Here is a 16,513-nt window from a genome sequence, read left to right on the forward strand (position 1 = left end):
CAACCGAAGGCCTTTTTCTTGTGCTTGAAATTACAAATTAATCTAATAAATTAATGTTAAGTTATTAAAATTGCTCAAATAAACTTCTGCTCATTTTTTCATACGAAACTTTACACTATCTTAATTGATTAAAGTTTGCCAAACCTTTCTTTGAAAATCTGTGCCTTTTGGTTCTAAAGGCAAAGTAAATTCTTTTCTCTCTCCATTAAAATATTCATCTAATTGTTCTTTAGCCTTCCTTATTAATTTAGTTTCTTTTATTTCTGTTTCTCTATTTAAATTATTTCCAAAATCAACTTCTATAATTGCCTCTCCATTCTCTATGATTGTTATATCACCCATTGCTGTTTTATAGCAAAATCCACTTATCATATTTATCACCTATTTTATATTATAATTTATCGCAATTACTATTTATTATAACATGCTTCTCATCATAGGATAATCATAAAAAGATCCTGTTCCCCCACTCAAAGGTCTTAATCCCGAATGCAAAAAATTTGACCTAATTATAGCCTCATTTCCATATTTTTTTCTTATGAAATCTATAGCTCTATCTAATTTAACTTCTTTTTCTATTTTTTTAAAATTAAAAAAATCTCCTTGATAATACTCTAAATTAGAAAGATCTGTTACCCTTACTCCTAGACTCCTAATACTTTCTTTATTCCACATTTCCCTAAAAGTCTTTTTTACTTCATTAAATATTAAATTAGTAGAATCAGTAGGAGTTGCAATTTTTCTCTGGTGAGAATAATATATAAAATTACTTGTCTTTATACTGACTACAACTACTGAGCATAACTTTTTACTCTCTCTAAGCCTTAAAGCAACACTCTCTGTTAATGATAGCAAAATATTAAAGGCTTCCTTTTCATTTATAACATCATAAGCTATTGTTACTGAATTTCCTATTCCCTTAATATCTAAATTACCATTTTTCCTAACTTGAGAATTATCAATTCCATTTGCATAATCCTTTATTATCTTTCCATAAGATTTAAGCTTAGTTCTTAAAATATTATCATCATAATTTGCCAGCTCCTCAATGGTATTAATATTTAAATTTTTTAATTTCCTTTCAGTTGCCCTCCCTACCATAAATAAATTCTCAACTGGAAGAGGCCACATTTTATCTTTTATTTCATATTTAAATAAGGTATGAATGGCATTCTTAGGTTTTAAATCACTTGCCATTTTAGCTAATAACTTATTAGTTGAAATTCCTATATTACAATTAAATCCAAGTTCTTTTGATATTCTATTCTTTATCTCTTCCGCTATATTCAAATAATTGTCTTTAAAATGAGTTACATCCATAAAACATTCATCTATACTATATCTTTCAACAAATGGAGAATATAATTTCAAAAGTTCATATAATGCATTGCTGCTTTTTAAATACCAGCTATAATCTGGAGGATATATTTTTAAATTTCTGCATTTCTGCCTAGCTGAATAAAGAGTTTCTCCCGTTTTTATTCCAAATTGTTTTGCAGGTATTGAAGCTGCTAAAACTATTCCATGCCTATTTTTTTCGCTCCCCCCAATAACAGCAGGTAAATTTCTAATGTCAACCTTTCCACCATACTGTAAAAGTTTTACTGCACTCCAAGATAAATATGCAGAATTAACATCAATATGAAAAATTATCTTATCCTGGTTCTCATTCATAACATCAACCCCAAACATATATTCTCCTTTTATAATATCGAACATATGTTTATTTGTAAATACTTTTGTAAATTCATATAAAATAAAAAGCTGACTTTTAAGCCAGCTTTCTACTTATTGAACATTATACATTCCTTTGCTTTGCATATAATTAAATATTTTTTCTCCATGTTGCTGTTCTTCTTTTTGTATATGATTTAAAACATCACGAACTTGAGGATTTGTAAACTCAAAAATTGCAACATCATAAGTTCCAGAAACATATTTTTCTGTCATTAATAAATCTGTGCATATATCTTTATCAGATAATTTTCCTTGAGGAGAAGCTTGATTTTGCTGCATATTTGCCCCTTGAGCTTGTTGCATTCCCTGAGCCTGCATTCCTTGATTTTGTTGTTGACCTTGTTGTTGTCCTTGTTGACCTTGTTGTTGGTTCATTTGAGGAATTGTTCCATTTAATAATTGATTAATAGTAGCTAGGTGAGTTCTTTCAATTTGTTCATTTTCTTTAAGTATTTGTTTTAATTGTGGATCTTGAGCTTCACATGCATATTTACTATATTTTTCTATACAAATTTGCTCATGATTCTTTTGATCTTCAAGTAGCATTCTTTCCTTTTGAGTTAATGTAAAATTCATAATAAAAACACCTCCTATATTATCTTGTGTAAATTATTATCTTTTATACCTTAGAAAAAGGAATGATTTTTTTCGGAGGATATATTAATTTTTACTCAAAGCTCTATAGTCTAACCCCTATATTCATAATAATTCATAATAGACTCTTCTTTAAAACCGCAGGAAGTATATAATTTAAGAGCTCCTTTATTTTTAACTTCTACATCTAATTCAGCCCAAAATATATCTTCCTTATTAAGTAAATTTAGAATTGTAGATAAGGCTTGTCTTCCATACCCTCTAGCTCTAAATTCAGGAGTTATTCCAAAACCTGTTATAAAAGCTTTGCTTTCTTCTTATACTTTCCTCAATAGCTAAAGAACATAGCTTAGTAAATATTCCCCTTCTTCTCCACACAGGATGAACCATTCCATTTATTTCAGCTGTATTTCCGTCAAAGCTTGAAATACCAAGATAAGCTGCTAATTTATCATTAATATAATATAAATATTCATTAGTTTCTTTAAAAGATTTTTCATAGTTTTTAGGAAGCTTAAGCTTATAATCTAACTCTAACTTTAAATTTACCTTATCTTCTTTAATGCAAAGTTCCTGCAATTCATTAATTATTTTATAATCATTTTCATTAATATATCTTTTCAAAACAATTTGATGTTCTCTTTCTTTATTTATCATACCATTCTTCTTATGAAAATTATAATACACTAATATTTTTTATTATTTTTTCTAAAGGAATCCCCTTTATTATATCATTTATTGTTTTATTTCTTACTTCATCATATTTTTTAAAAATTTTAATTGCTGTATCATAATCATTATATATTTTCCAGTAGCCAATCCCTAAACATTTTTTATTATTTTCTATAAAATCAATAACATCAGCAACTGGTATTCCAAGAAAAATTCCTAATTCATTAGGGCAATTATATTTCTTATATCTATTCTTTAACTTTCTCAAATAATAGTTTAAATCCCTATTTTCACTATAGCCAATTCTCTTTAAAAATTTAATGTTACTCTCTTGAAAAAGATGATTTTTTAAAATTTTTCTATTAAAAATTAATAATATTATAGAACTATCATTTTCTCTTAAAATTATATATTCTAAATTTAATTTATTTAAAAATTCATTCCCATATTTAATCCAGCTTTCATAAAAATCTTCTTTATTTTTCTTAATGGTAATTGTTACAGAAGGCTTTATTCCAGAAATAACCAAAGAACTATGAAATAATAAAAATCTTTCTATAACTTCCTTGGAATTGACTCTAGCTAAACTATTATAAAAATCTATTATATTCATAGCAGCTCCTTTATCTTTTGTAAAATAATAATTTTATCTTTTAAATTATTTTTCCAATAAGATATTAGAATATGCTATGAAGCTTTTAGATAAAATTAAAAGGCTGATTTTTCAGCCTTTTAATTTAACTTTCTAGTTATTAACAGATTTCCAATCTGCCATAAACTTCTCTATTCCTATATCAGTTAATGGATGCTTTAATAAAGTTCTTATTACTGATGGAGGAACTGTTCCTATATGTGCTCCTAATTTTGCAGCCTCAATTACATGAATTGGATTTCTAATTGATGCTGCAATTATTTCTGTTTTTATTCCATGAATATTAAATATCTCACTAACATCTTTAATTAACATTAAGCCATTAGAACCAATATCGTCTAATCTTCCTAAGAATGGTGAAACATAAGCAGCTCCTGCTCTAGCTGCAAGCAATGCTTGTGCTGCTGAAAAAATTAAAGTAACATTTGTTTTTATTCCTTTTTTAGATAAATAGGAAACCGATTTCAATCCATCGTAAGTCATAGGTATTTTCACTACTATATTAGGATGAATAGCTGCTAAATTTTCTGCTTCCTTTATCATATTCTCATAATCTAAACTAATAACTTCACCACTTATTGGGCCATCTACTATTGAAGCTATTTCCTTTAGAGTTTCAAATAAATCCTTCTTTTCTTTTGCAATTAATGATGGATTTGTAGTTACGCCTGCTATAACACCTAAGCTATTAATTTCCCTGATATCATTAATATTAGCTGTGTCTAAAAAAAATTTCATCATAAATCCTCCTGTCCCATAATTTTAAAAATAAGATTATAATATTCTAAAATATTATATCTCTATATAAATAATATCATTCATAAGAATAAATTACCAGAATACTAATAATAAATTTGGTGAAAATATTATTGTAGAACAAATAAAGATTCATCACGAACTAAACTATTCTTGGCTCCAGAAGAATGATTTGGTTCCTTTTAGTAGATTATATATGGTGGAGAAAAGTGTTATTATGGTCGAAGATTTATTAATATTCTTTTACTATAATAATACTCCAATCTATCATATATAGTTGAGATAACATCATATAAGGTGTTGTAATGATCTTATTTGGCTGTGAGGTTAAATAAGGTTGTGTAAATATCTTATATGGTGGAGCGAAGTACTATTATGAGTAGTGATTTGTGTATACTTAGTCGAAAGATTATTTATATATAATAAATTATTTATAATAGTGTTAGCTGAATCTTTATTTGTTCTATTTATATAAAAAAGAATCTACATATAGACATTGTTTTATTGTTCTATAATGTAGATTCTTGTTTAATTTTATATATTGTTTACACTGTTCCAATCAGCAATAAATTTTGCAATTCCTGAATCAGTAAGAGGATGTTTCATCATTTGATTTAATACTGACATAGGAATTGTGGCAATATCTGCGCCAAGCATAGCTGCTTTTGAAACATGAATTGGATTTCTTATACTTGCTGCTATTATTTCAGTTTTAATTCCTTGAGCTTTAAAAATTTTAGAAACTTCTTCTATTAAATACATTCCATCAAATCCAATATCGTCAAGTCTTCCTAAGAATGGACTTACAAAGCTAGCACCTGCTCTTGCAGCTAATAAAGCTTGTCCTGATGAAAAGATAAGTGTTACATTTACCTTTATTCCTTTTTTACTTAATTCTTTTGTAGCCTTTAAACCTTCTTCACACATAGGAATTTTAATAACTATATTATCATGAATTTTTGAAAGTTCCAATCCTTCCATTATCATTTCTTCTGCAGTCTTTCCCATAACTTCTGCACTTATAGGTCCATCTACAATAGATGTAATTTCTTTTATTACTTCTATAAAATCTCTTCCTGACCTAGCTATAAGAGTAGGATTTGTTGTAACTCCACTAATTACTCCCATATCATTAGCTCTTTTTATATCATCAACTATTGCTGTATCTAAAAATAACTTCATAATTTACCTCCTAAGTTAAAACAGCATTATTGGAATAATGTTAATATTTTTCCTATTAATATTCCAAATACTCCAAAGTCTGCATCACTAAATGTTGAACCCGCAAATCCAAGATTTCCTAATACTGGCATCAATAATGCTGGTAAGAATGTTATTAATAATCCATGAACAAAAGCTCCTATTATAGCTCCTCTTCTACCACCTGTAGTATTACCAAATACACCTGCAGTAGCTCCACAGAAGAAATGAGGAACAACCCCTGGTAAAATTGCTGGCGCACCTAATGCTAATAATATAAATAATCCAACAATACCACCAACAAAGCTTGATAAGAACCCTATTAAAACTGCATTTGGTGCATAAGGGAAAACAACAGGACAATCTAAAGCAGGTTTAGCATTAGGAACTAACTTCATAGCAATTCCTCTAAATGCTGGAACTATTTCTGCAAGAATTAATCTAACACCAGCTAATATAACATAAACTCCACCAGCAAATGTTATAGCTTGAATTAGAGAAAATACTAAAAAGTTTTGTCCACCACTAATTTCTGCTACATATTCTGGGCCAGCTGCTATTGCTACGACTAAAAATAAAACTAGCATAGTTAAGGAAATTGCAACTGATGTATCTCTTAAAAATGTCAAACCTTGTGGAAAATTTATTTCTTCTGTTGATTTAGAATTTTTACCAACAACTTTTCCAACTAATGCTGATACAACATATCCAAAAGTACCAAAGTGTCCGAATGCAACATCATCTGATCCAGTAAGCTTTTTCATAAAAGGTTGAATCATTGCAGGCATTGCCGCCATAATGAATCCTAATAATAATGCACCTATAACTATTGCAGCTGTTCCTTTAATTCCTCCTGCAAATAAAATAGCTGCTAACATACAAGCCATATATAAAGAATGGTGACCTGTTAAAAATATATATTTCATCTTTGTAAATCTTGCAATTAAAATATTAACTACCATACCTAAAGCCATAATTAAAGCTGTTTCTCTTCCTAAATCATTAAGAGCAACACTTACTATTGCTTCGTTATTTGGAACTATACCAGTCATTCCAAATCCATATTCAAACATATTTCCAAAATGACCAAGTGCTCCTTGTACTAATGCAGCTCCACCGCTTAAAACTAAAAATCCCATTATTGTTTTAACTGTTCCTGTAATACAATCAGTAATAGACTTCCTCTGTAATATTAATCCTATAAGTGCAACTAATCCAACCAACACAGATGGTTCACTAAGTATATCAACTATAAAATCTAACATATTTTATCCCCCTATTAATTAATAATTTTTATATTTAAATATAATTTAATTTTTTTAATACTTCTACTAACTTATCTTCTAGTTCTTTTTTATCTATCATATTATTTAGAGATACCACCTCTCCACCTAATCCTTCAAGTCTAACAGCTATATCTCTTGTACCCACATAAACATCTGCCTTAATGCCTTTTGCTGATGACAAGTCTGAATGTTCAACAGTTACTCCATTTATTCCTAAAGATTTCAATACATTTTTAATATTCATTTCAATCATAAAACTGCTTCCTAATCCTGATCCGCAACAAACTAAAATTTTCATAATACATTCCTCCTAACTATACTTTTCAATAATTTTTACTACTTCTTGAACTGTTTTAGCATTAATTATAGAGTTTAAATCATCACTATTCATTAGAATCTCCATTAATTTCGATAAAGAACTTAAATGACTTGTATTATCCTTGGCTGCTAGCGTAATTATTAATTTAACTGGATCATTCAACTCACTTCCAAATTCTATAGGACTCTCTAATGTCAGAATACTAATTCCATTCTTATTTACTCCAGCTTCCGGTCTTGCATGGGATAATACAATTCCTGGGGCTATTACCATATATGGTCCTAATTCATAAAAATTATTTATTATTGCTTCTTTATAATTTTTATTTACTATGCCTTCCTTTTCTAATAAATAAGCACCTTCCTCTATCGCCTCCTTCCAATCATTACATTTTACATTTAATTTTATTAGTTCTTCTCTTAGTATATCTATTAACATATATTCATATCTCCCATTTCTTTGACCTTCTGCATATTTTTATTATATTAACTTCCATCCTAACAATGAATATGTTTACAGCACTATTACATTCAAATAAATTTTGAAAAATTGAACTTTATATTAATTTAAAATTTAAAAACCCAACATCTTTTTACATTCATCAACTATATCTTCAGTAGCCATTTTATATTTTTCTCTTAAAAATTTCATATTTCCAACTTCACCAAAATGATCTTGTACTCCTAATGCCCTTATATAACTTGGAGATTCACTACATGAAACTTCTGCAATAGCGCTATATAATCCACCTATTACATTATGATTTTCAATTGTAACTGCTTTTTTAGTTTTCTTAAGAGAATTTACTATTGTTTCTCTATCTATCGGTTTAATAGTATGAACAGAAATAACCTCAGCATCTATACCTTGTTCTTTTAGAATAGCTGCGGCTTCTACTGCAAAGCCAGTCATTATACCTGTTGAAAAGATAGTTATATCTTTTCCTTCTTTTAAAACATCAGCCTTTAATAAATTAAACTTATAATTTTCATCAAAAACTTTTGCAGTCTCTTTTCTAACTATTCTTATATAAACAACTCCTTTATAATCAACAGTTTTATATAGTACTTCTCTTAATTGAAATTCATCGACAACATCTATAATAGTGATACTTGGAATACTTCTTAATACTCCAATATCTTCAAAACTCATATGAGTTCCACCATTTGTTTCAGCTGCTATACCAGCATCCGTTGCTATAATTTTCACATTTTGTTTTGCATAAGCCATAGAAATTGCTATTTGGTCACATATTCTCCTTGATGCAAATGGAGTAAATGTGCAAATATATGGTTTCATTCCATAAGCACTCATCCCAGCGGCCATTCCTGCCATATTTTGTTCACTTATTCCAACATCAAAAGCTCTTTCTGGGAAAATATCTCTTAGTGGCATTGTCCCATTAGCTTCTGCTAAATCTGCATCCATAAATACTATATTCTCATCTTTATGCATTAATTCTTCCATAACACTACATAAGACTTTTCTCATTTCCATAGTTTTATCCTCCTATTTCAACTCTTCTAATGCTTTTTTAAATTGCTCATCAGTTAATCCCATACTATGATTTTTATATCCTGCACTTTCAATTAAAGATATGCCTTTTCCTTTTACTGTATTTAATATAATTGCAACTGGCTTATCCTGCTTTTTACCTTTTTCTATTGCTTCATGAATTTCCTCTATATCGTGGCCATTTTTAATATTTTGAACAAAAAACCCAAAAGCCTCCCACTTTTTATCCATATTATCCATTCTTATTATATCTTCTAGCTTCCCATCCAGTTGCATTTTATTATAATCAACAAAAACAATTAAATTATTTAGATTAAAAGAACTAGCCGCCAATGCTGCTTCCCAAACCTCTCCTTCATCACATTCTCCATCTCCTACAATACAATAAATATATGCATTATCTTTCTTTATCTTGGAGGCCTTTGCCATACCAACAGCACAACTTATTCCTTGTCCTAAAGATCCTGTTGTCATATCTACTCCATTAGTTTTATTCATATCGCAATGACTTGGTAAATTGGTATTTCCCTTATTTAATGTTAATAATTCTTCTTTTGATATATATCCTTTATCTGCTAATACTGCATAAAGAGCTGGGCCTGCATGTCCCTTAGATAAAACTAATCTATCTCTTCCTTCCATTTTAGGATTTTCTACATTAATATTCATTTCTTTATTATAAAGAAGAACTAGAGCTTCTACTATTGAAAGAGAACCACCATAATGACCCTTTCCAATACTATGAATTTCTTTTAATATAAGTCTTCTCACTTCTTTACATTTTTCTTCAAGAAAACTAATTTCTTGCTTTTTCATAACTTCTTCCTCCTTTAATAGACTTTTATTAATATTTTTTAATTACATCTATAACTTCATCTTTAGATGAGGCAAAAAACAATTTATTTCTGTCCTCAGGATTATTTATTAAATTCATAAATCCCAACAAAGCATTAAGATGAGATTCTTTATCCTTAGATGCAAAGGTTAAAATCAACCTTACAGGATCATTAAACTCACTATTGAATTTAACTGGATATTTCAAATTTATAAGGCTCATTGATGTTTTATCAATTTCATCTACCATATCAATATGAGATAAGCATATTCCTGGAGCTATAACCATATATGGTCCAAGTTCTTCTAATTTTTTAATTATTTCACTCTTATATGCTTCTGTTACATTATTTTTTCTTATTAAAATATCTACCCCTTTAGATATAGCATCTTTCCAATCCTTGCAGTTTACTTTTAATTCAATATTTTCTCTTTTTATAAAATCTCTTAAAAAATACTTTTCTTTAAAATCATTATCTATTTCTTCATCTATGTCTTCTCGTTTTTTAATTTCATATAATATTTCATATCGTAATTGCTCTTCATTACTAATTTTGCAATACTTTCTAACTTTATCTAAAATCCTATTAAGCAAGGAAATTTCCCCACTATCTTTTTTTGCTTTTGCGATAGGTATAATATATTTCTCAATTTTCCTTAAATCTTCATTTGTAATTAATGGAGAGACTTTAATATATTCATCTTTATTTAAACTAGGAATGTCTAAAGTACTTATAATAAAATCACAATTATTTTTCATTTCACTTGTAATACTTCTACTAGCATAAGTGCCTAATATTTCTACATTAAATTTTTCTATAATCTTAGATGCAATTAATTTAGATGATCCTACTCCTGAGCCACAAACAACTATTACTCTTGCTTTTCTATTATTTTTTTGTTTATATCTAGCAATTGCTGCTGCATAATGAAGTACTATATATGATATTTCATGCTCTCCTAATTCACTATTTATATACTCCTCAAGATATTTGCAGGCTAAAGTTACTACTTTAAATAATTGAGATTGCTCAGATTTTATTCTTTCAATAAGTGGATTTACAATTTTAGAACCATATTTTATCCTATATAAGCTTGGCCTCAAATGTAGTAATAAACCCTGATATAAAGATTCCCTTTCTTCTTCTAAATTAATTTTGTAATAAGACTCTATATATTTAGTCATAAAATCTATGATATGCAAAAGTTTATTATCTTCCCTCATATCAACTTGATAGCTATTATTAACAACTTTAGCTCCTAAAAGATGAATTACTATATAAGAAATCTCATCTTTTGGAACTTCTATTTTATATTTATCTTCTATTTTCTTAATAATTTCTAATGCAACTTCATATTCCAAGGTATTTTCTACAAAATCATTATTAAATTCAAATTTATTTATAACCTTATCTATTTGAACTCTTTTTATCATAATTGCTAAATGGGTCATTAACCCTCCGTATGCTTCATCACTAAACTCTCTTTTTAATTTTTTTTCAGCTTCTTTTACTAAACTATCAATAAAATCTATATCTATGTCAGCAAATAAAGTATCAAATTGAAGTTTATTAATTTTAGATTCACTTGATTTTTTAGAAACATATTTCACAAAATCCTCAGCCGAAACACTTTGAGATATAATATCCAATATTGCCTTTCTTTTATAATTTTCATTACCTTCAACATAAAGTCCTACTTTAGATTTTCTTATTAATTTAAGATTATATCTGCTTAAAAATTCCTCTATATTATCAATTGCCTTTAAAAGAGTATTTTTAGAAATACAAAGCTTTTCTTCAAAATATTTAAGTTTCATATTATCATTTGCCTGAAGAAGTTTTAAAGTTATAAATAACTCTCTTTCTTCTTTTGAATATGCATATTTATATGGAGTGTCTTCTGATACAAACTTATCTATATAAACTTTAAGTTCTTTACTATTAGTTACTCTAATACCTTTTCCATACTTTTTATCAAAATATCCAAATCCACTTCTAATTAAAAATCTTTCTATTTTATCTATCTTGTATCTTATAGCTCTATCTGTAAGATTATATTTTTTTGCTAATTCTTCAACTTTTATATAATTGTCCTTATTAATCATATATTGAAGTATCTCCATACATTCCTTATTAAGCTCCATACTTATCACTCCTTCTTATAATTTAATTATATATATTTATATTTTTTTCTTTAACCGTTTACTATAATCTTTCTTTTCTGTTTAAATGTGAAAATATGAACTTATTTTATTATTAATTAAATCATTTTAATAAAGCTGTAACACATATCATAGCCAAAGCATAATATGATTGTAGATAAAACAATAATCCTTTATTCTAATAATTTAAAGTTCTTTATATATAGATTGAATTTACTAAACGTTTTTATATGTTAAGAATCTATATATAAGAATTCAATATATAGAATAAAGGCCAAACAACAAATGATAATAATTTATTATTGGGAGGAACGATAATATGGATAATATGAGAAGATACAATATGGTCAATTATGAATATTCATGTGGATATGACGATAGAGATTATGACTGGGATTATTATGAAGATAATTATGACAAAGATAAGGATAAATGTAAATCTTGTACAAAAATCCACTTTAATCCTTGTGAATTATATAAAGTTGTAGATACTGAACCTGTAGATTTAAGTAATTGCTTAGAAAGAGACTTAAAGGCAAAAATAGTTCTAAAAAATGTTTGCTTTAATAGAAAATTCAAGGTAAAAGTTGCCTTATTAGATAAATGTGGAAAAGTAATTGAAACTAAAGAATTTAAGGCAATATTGCGTAAAAACAAGAAATCATGTTCTGATAAGGGCTGTGGCGTATTTAAGAAAGAAGTAAAATTTGATCTTCCAAAGAATAAAGTTTGCCATGCTGTTGATTTGACAATTAAAGTTGAAGCTGAATATGTTGATAAATGCTAGTATTATAATTTTATTTTAAAATATAGGGCAGTGCAAAAATATTACACTGCCCTTTCATAATATCTTGTTAAACTTTTCTTATATCAAAAATTGCATATTTGAATATATTAATAATAGTTTAAATAATAAATTAGAAGCAGTATTCTTACCTAAAGACAAAAACTTAATTAACCAAGCAGAATCCTTTAAAAATGAATTTTCTCACCTACTATCTCATGCAGTAACATTAGCCGATGGACTTCTTCCTTCAACTGTGATAAACTCAAATGAACTTATAACTAAATATACAATAGATGCTGAAAAAGCTACTCAAATGGCTACTGGAATTTTAATTGATACATCTATAAGTTCCAGAGAACTTTCTTTATCAGCGGTAAATAATAAGGCTTTATCAAATTTAACAGATGAAATTTTTGTACTAAATGAAAACATAATAAGAACTCTTTCAATGCTTATACAATTCAAGCAGATACTTTTAAAGGAAGTATTATCCTGCAGACTATTTATTAATGCTTATCCAGAATTTTTAAAACATCTTCTTTATGAAGCCATAGCTTATAAGGAATTATTAACAAGATTACAAAATGGGGTTGAAATTAGTATCAACTTAAAGCCTGCTGCTCAAGAAGCTTTTTGGAATAAAATAATGTCTGACCATTCTTTCTTTATTAGAGGTTTATTAGATCCAACTGAAATTGATTTATTTAATTTAGCTAATAATTTTGGAAATAAATTTGAAACTTTAAGAAAGGAAGCAAATAAAATAAATGACTCTAAAAAACTTCTAAAAGAAGTTACAGCTAAATCATTAGAGGCTGCAAAAGAAATTAAAAAATTTAAAGAAGAAGGGGTAGAAGGTCTATTGAATTGTAAAATTAAAGCTATTATCTCTCCTCTTCTAGCTGATCATGTTCTTAGAGAAGCTAATCATTATATTAGATTATTAAAGAAATTATATTAATCCCTATAAAAACAGAAAAACTTTAACTTTTACAAGTTAAAGTTTTTCTAGTGTTCTTTTTAAGAATTCACGTGTACGTTCCTTAGTTGGATTATTGAATATTTGTTCTGGAGTTCCTTCCTCTTCTATAACTCCCTTATCCATAAATACTACACGATCAGATACCTCTCTTGCAAATTCCATTTCATGAGTTACAACTAACATTGTAAGACCTGTTTCTGCAAGTTCTTTCATAACTTTAAGAACTTCTCCTACCATTTCTGGATCTAAAGCTGAAGTTGGCTCATCAAAAAGAATAACATCTGGTTCCATCGAAAGGGCTCTTGCAATAGCAACACGTTGTTTTTGCCCTCCTGAAAGCTGCTTAGGCTTAGCATTAATATACTTTTCCATTCCAACTACTTTTAAATATTTCATTGCTATTTTTTCAGCTTCTTCTTTAGAACGCTTTAAAACTTTCATTTGTCCAACAACACAATTACTTAAGACATTATGATTATTAAATAAATTAAATTGCTGAAAAACCATGCCTAACTTTGTACGATATTTACGAATATCATGTTTATCATCCAATATATTTTCTCCCTTATAAATTATCTCTCCACCAGTTGGCTTTTCTAGAAGATTAATGCAGCGAAGAAGAGTTGACTTACCTGATCCTGAAGAACCTATTATACAAACAACTTCCCCTTTATTTACTGAAAAATCAATATCTTTTAATACTTCATGATCTCCAAAATTTTTACTTAAGTGTTTGATTTCTATTATTTTTTCCATCTCCAACTTCCTCCTTTCCAACTTATTATTTATCTGCTACAATTTCTGGAGTTTTTACCTGCATTTGATTACCAGGTATAATATAATTTTCAGGCCCATCTAACTTTCTTTCTATAAATCTTAAAATTCTTGTTATTGTAAAAGTTAAGATCAAGTAGATAATACATGCAACAGAGAAGGATTCAAAATATTTAAAATTATTACCTGCTATTGACTTAGTCTGGAAGAATAATTCCGAAACAGAAATTACATTAAGCACTGAAGTATCTTTTATATTAACTACAAATTCATTACCTGTTGCTGGTAAAATATTACGGATTACTTGTGGTAAAATTACATTGAACATTGTTTGAGCATGGCTCATTCCAATTGCTTGAGCTGCCTCGAATTGTCCTTTATCTATAGAAACAATTCCTCCTCTAACAATCTCTGACATATAAGCTCCTGTGTTAATAGAAACTATAAATAACGCTGCTACTATTCTATTTATATCTATTCCTAAAAACTGAGCTGATCCATAATAAATAACCATTGATTGTACTATCATAGGAGTTCCTCTAAAAAACTCTATATAAATAGAAAGAATAACATTTATAACTTTAAGAAATACCTTTTTTATTCCCCTTTCAGGAACTGGTATAGTTCTTATTACTCCTACTAATAGTCCAATTAAAGTACCAATTAAAGTACCAATTATTGAAATATAAATTGTTACCCATGCTCCACGAAGAAACATTGGCCAATTTTCTTGAACTATTTTTACTATTGATTCAATACTCATTATTAGCCTCCTAAAATCTCTAAATTAATAAAATTGAATGGGCTAAAAGATAACCCATTCAAAGTAAATTATTGAGCTGCTGGTTGATTTTTAATAGCATTATCCATTATTTCTGTTTGTTCTTCTGCTGAAATACCTGCTAAAATTTCATTTATCTTTTCAGTTAATTCACTATTCTTCTTTAATCCAACCGCAATTGCTGTGTCCTCTGGATTTGTTTCAAAACCATCTGTAAGCTCTATCATTTTAAAGTTTGAATTAGCAGCTTGTGCACTTACAGCTTCAGGTCTTTCTGATACATAAGCATCAATTACTCCTGATTCAAGAGCAACTCTCATTGCTGGAAAGTTATCCATAGCTTCTTGTTTATTTACACCTTCAATTTGATCTATTACTGAATAGTGAAAAGTATTTAATTGTGCAGTAACTTTTGCTCCCTTAAAATCTGCTAAAGTTTTAGCATTAGCATATGGTCCATTATTTTTAACAACTAGAACTAATTGTGAATTATAATAATTATCTGAAAAATCTATTGATTCTTTACGCTCTGCCGTTGGTGACATGCCTGCGATAATTGCATCTATTTTACCTGAAGTTAAAGCTGGAACTAATCCATCCCATTCAGTTTTAACAATAACTAATTCCTTTCCTAAGCCTTCTGCTATTCTTTTAGCTATTTCAACGTCATATCCACCTGCATATTCTGAACTTCCTTCAATTGCTACTGCTCCATTTGAATCATCACCTTGTGTCCAGTTAAATGGTGGATATCCTGCTTCCATTCCCACTCTAAATAAATTGCTTTCTTCTGTCTTTTCATTGTTTGCTGATGCACAGCCTGTTAATGCTAACATAGCTGTTAATGCTAATGATACTAGTACTGATAGTCTTTTTTTCATAATAATCTCTCCTTTTTTAATTTTTTCTTAAAATAAAAAATGCCAATCCCTAAAGTCAGGATTGCGCTATCTAAGAATTCAGGAGATTTAGTTAAATAAAAATGCCCGAGATAGACTCAGGCATATAGATATACTTCACCTTCATCCCCATCTTTTCCCATTTGAGATAGCACAACTCAATAAACCGGGTTGTTTATTGAGACAGTCTTACAGCTATTAACTGTAAGCCCAGCATATAATACCGAGAAATATTATACACTTCGGCAATATTTCCTTCTCCTTAGCTTCAACGTTTTCTCGAACTCCACTAAAGACTGTTAAATATTGCGCCTCTACCTCACCTGTAAAAGTGAGGCCTTATATTCAATTGTAAATTTTATGTCTTTAGTGTACAGGCTTTTATTATGCTTGTCAATACTTTTTTCTAATTTATTTTTTGTAATAAAAGTATTTGTTATTCATGATAATTGCTTGTACACAAATGAATATTTTTTATATTTAATTTTATAATATGTTATTATTAATCTGTTGTTACATAATAATACTAATAATCAAAAATATTTTTATTACTATTATTTT

At 28.1% G+C, this 16,513-nt stretch carries 19 protein-coding genes and 1 riboswitch; of the genes, 2 read left to right on the forward strand and 17 right to left on the reverse strand.

Features of this window, described 5'->3' with window-relative positions; translation table 11 throughout:
- Positions 1 to 120: 120 nt before the first annotated feature.
- The 14 genes from KQI16_RS06545 to KQI16_RS06605 all read right to left on the reverse strand — a co-directional run bounded on the left by KQI16_RS06545 (position 121) and on the right by KQI16_RS06605 (position 11,711).
- The gene (locus KQI16_RS06545; RefSeq protein ID WP_216432925.1) at positions 121 to 372 is read right to left on the reverse strand and encodes a hypothetical protein; all 252 of its coding nucleotides are present in this window, start codon (positions 370 to 372) and stop codon (positions 121 to 123) included.
- Between the two features lie 45 nt (positions 373 to 417).
- A complete protein-coding gene (locus tag KQI16_RS06550; protein ID WP_286172916.1) occupies positions 418 to 1,692 on the reverse strand; it encodes a Y-family DNA polymerase in 1,275 nt (424 codons plus the stop codon).
- A 96-nt stretch (positions 1,693 to 1,788) separates the two neighbouring features.
- Positions 1,789 to 2,313, reverse strand: coding sequence for a spore coat protein (locus KQI16_RS06555; protein WP_216432927.1), 525 nt, complete (start codon positions 2,311 to 2,313; stop codon positions 1,789 to 1,791).
- A gap of 110 nt (positions 2,314 to 2,423) precedes the next feature.
- Positions 2,424 to 2,630, reverse strand: a complete 207-nt coding sequence (locus KQI16_RS12955; RefSeq protein ID WP_330654154.1) for a GNAT family N-acetyltransferase — start codon at positions 2,628 to 2,630, stop codon at positions 2,424 to 2,426.
- Positions 2,605 to 2,988 (reverse strand): GNAT family N-acetyltransferase, encoded by a 384-nt coding sequence (locus KQI16_RS06560; protein WP_286172917.1) that lies wholly within the window; start codon positions 2,986 to 2,988, stop codon positions 2,605 to 2,607. The genes KQI16_RS12955 and KQI16_RS06560 overlap by 26 nt, the downstream gene beginning before the upstream one ends.
- A 19-nt stretch (positions 2,989 to 3,007) precedes the next feature.
- On the reverse strand, positions 3,008 to 3,616 hold the full coding sequence (locus KQI16_RS06565) for a DUF3793 family protein (protein WP_216432929.1): 609 nt from the start codon (positions 3,614 to 3,616) through the stop codon (positions 3,008 to 3,010).
- Between the two features lie 132 nt (positions 3,617 to 3,748).
- Positions 3,749 to 4,393 (reverse strand): fructose-6-phosphate aldolase, encoded by a 645-nt coding sequence (gene fsa, locus KQI16_RS06570; protein ID WP_216432931.1) that lies wholly within the window; start codon positions 4,391 to 4,393, stop codon positions 3,749 to 3,751.
- 552 nt (positions 4,394 to 4,945) lie between these two features.
- Positions 4,946 to 5,593 (reverse strand): fructose-6-phosphate aldolase, encoded by a 648-nt coding sequence (gene fsa / locus KQI16_RS06575; RefSeq protein ID WP_216432933.1) that lies wholly within the window; start codon positions 5,591 to 5,593, stop codon positions 4,946 to 4,948.
- 26 nt (positions 5,594 to 5,619) lie between these two features.
- Positions 5,620 to 6,876 carry a PTS ascorbate transporter subunit IIC gene (locus KQI16_RS06580; RefSeq protein WP_216432935.1) on the reverse strand — a complete coding sequence of 419 codons (1,257 nt, stop codon included), beginning with the start codon at positions 6,874 to 6,876 and terminating at the stop codon, positions 5,620 to 5,622.
- Between the two features lie 34 nt (positions 6,877 to 6,910).
- Positions 6,911 to 7,195, reverse strand: a complete 285-nt coding sequence (locus KQI16_RS06585) for a PTS sugar transporter subunit IIB (protein WP_216432936.1) — start codon at positions 7,193 to 7,195, stop codon at positions 6,911 to 6,913.
- A gap of 12 nt (positions 7,196 to 7,207) precedes the next feature.
- Positions 7,208 to 7,654 carry a PTS sugar transporter subunit IIA gene (locus tag KQI16_RS06590; RefSeq protein WP_216432937.1) on the reverse strand — a complete coding sequence of 149 codons (447 nt, stop codon included), beginning with the start codon at positions 7,652 to 7,654 and terminating at the stop codon, positions 7,208 to 7,210.
- 135 nt (positions 7,655 to 7,789) lie between these two features.
- The gene (locus KQI16_RS06595) at positions 7,790 to 8,713 is read right to left on the reverse strand and encodes a transketolase family protein (protein ID WP_216432938.1); all 924 of its coding nucleotides are present in this window, start codon (positions 8,711 to 8,713) and stop codon (positions 7,790 to 7,792) included.
- Between the two features lie 12 nt (positions 8,714 to 8,725).
- Positions 8,726 to 9,547, reverse strand: coding sequence for a transketolase (locus KQI16_RS06600; protein WP_216432939.1), 822 nt, complete (start codon positions 9,545 to 9,547; stop codon positions 8,726 to 8,728).
- A 28-nt stretch (positions 9,548 to 9,575) separates the two neighbouring features.
- Positions 9,576 to 11,711, reverse strand: coding sequence for a BglG family transcription antiterminator (locus KQI16_RS06605; RefSeq protein WP_216432940.1), 2,136 nt, complete (start codon positions 11,709 to 11,711; stop codon positions 9,576 to 9,578).
- A gap of 337 nt (positions 11,712 to 12,048) precedes the next feature.
- Between KQI16_RS06605 and KQI16_RS06610 the strand changes: the two genes are divergently transcribed.
- A complete protein-coding gene (locus KQI16_RS06610) occupies positions 12,049 to 12,516 on the forward strand; it encodes a hypothetical protein (RefSeq protein ID WP_216432942.1) in 468 nt (155 codons plus the stop codon).
- Positions 12,517 to 12,580: 64 nt separating this feature from the next.
- Positions 12,581 to 13,477, forward strand: a complete 897-nt coding sequence (locus KQI16_RS06615) for a DUF2935 domain-containing protein (RefSeq protein WP_216432944.1) — start codon at positions 12,581 to 12,583, stop codon at positions 13,475 to 13,477.
- A gap of 36 nt (positions 13,478 to 13,513) precedes the next feature.
- Here KQI16_RS06615 and KQI16_RS06620 read toward each other — a convergent pair whose 3' ends face one another.
- The 3 genes from KQI16_RS06620 to KQI16_RS06630 form a co-directional block, all read right to left on the reverse strand.
- Positions 13,514 to 14,254 (reverse strand): amino acid ABC transporter ATP-binding protein, encoded by a 741-nt coding sequence (locus KQI16_RS06620; protein WP_286172919.1) that lies wholly within the window; start codon positions 14,252 to 14,254, stop codon positions 13,514 to 13,516.
- A 25-nt stretch (positions 14,255 to 14,279) separates the two neighbouring features.
- Positions 14,280 to 15,035: an amino acid ABC transporter permease gene (locus tag KQI16_RS06625; RefSeq protein ID WP_216432946.1), complete on the reverse strand. Its 756-nt coding sequence runs from the start codon at positions 15,033 to 15,035 to the stop codon at positions 14,280 to 14,282.
- 68 nt (positions 15,036 to 15,103) lie between these two features.
- Complete coding sequence (locus KQI16_RS06630; RefSeq protein WP_216432948.1) at positions 15,104 to 15,934, reverse strand: transporter substrate-binding domain-containing protein; 831 nt, start codon at positions 15,932 to 15,934, stop codon at positions 15,104 to 15,106.
- A 159-nt stretch (positions 15,935 to 16,093) separates the two neighbouring features.
- Positions 16,094 to 16,277: riboswitch (Lysine riboswitch) on the reverse strand.
- Positions 16,278 to 16,513: the final 236 nt, after the last annotated feature.

The sequence above is a fragment of the Caproiciproducens sp. MSJ-32 genome (assembly GCF_018918055.1).
Taxonomy (GTDB): Bacteria; Bacillota; Clostridia; order Clostridiales; family Clostridiaceae; genus Clostridium.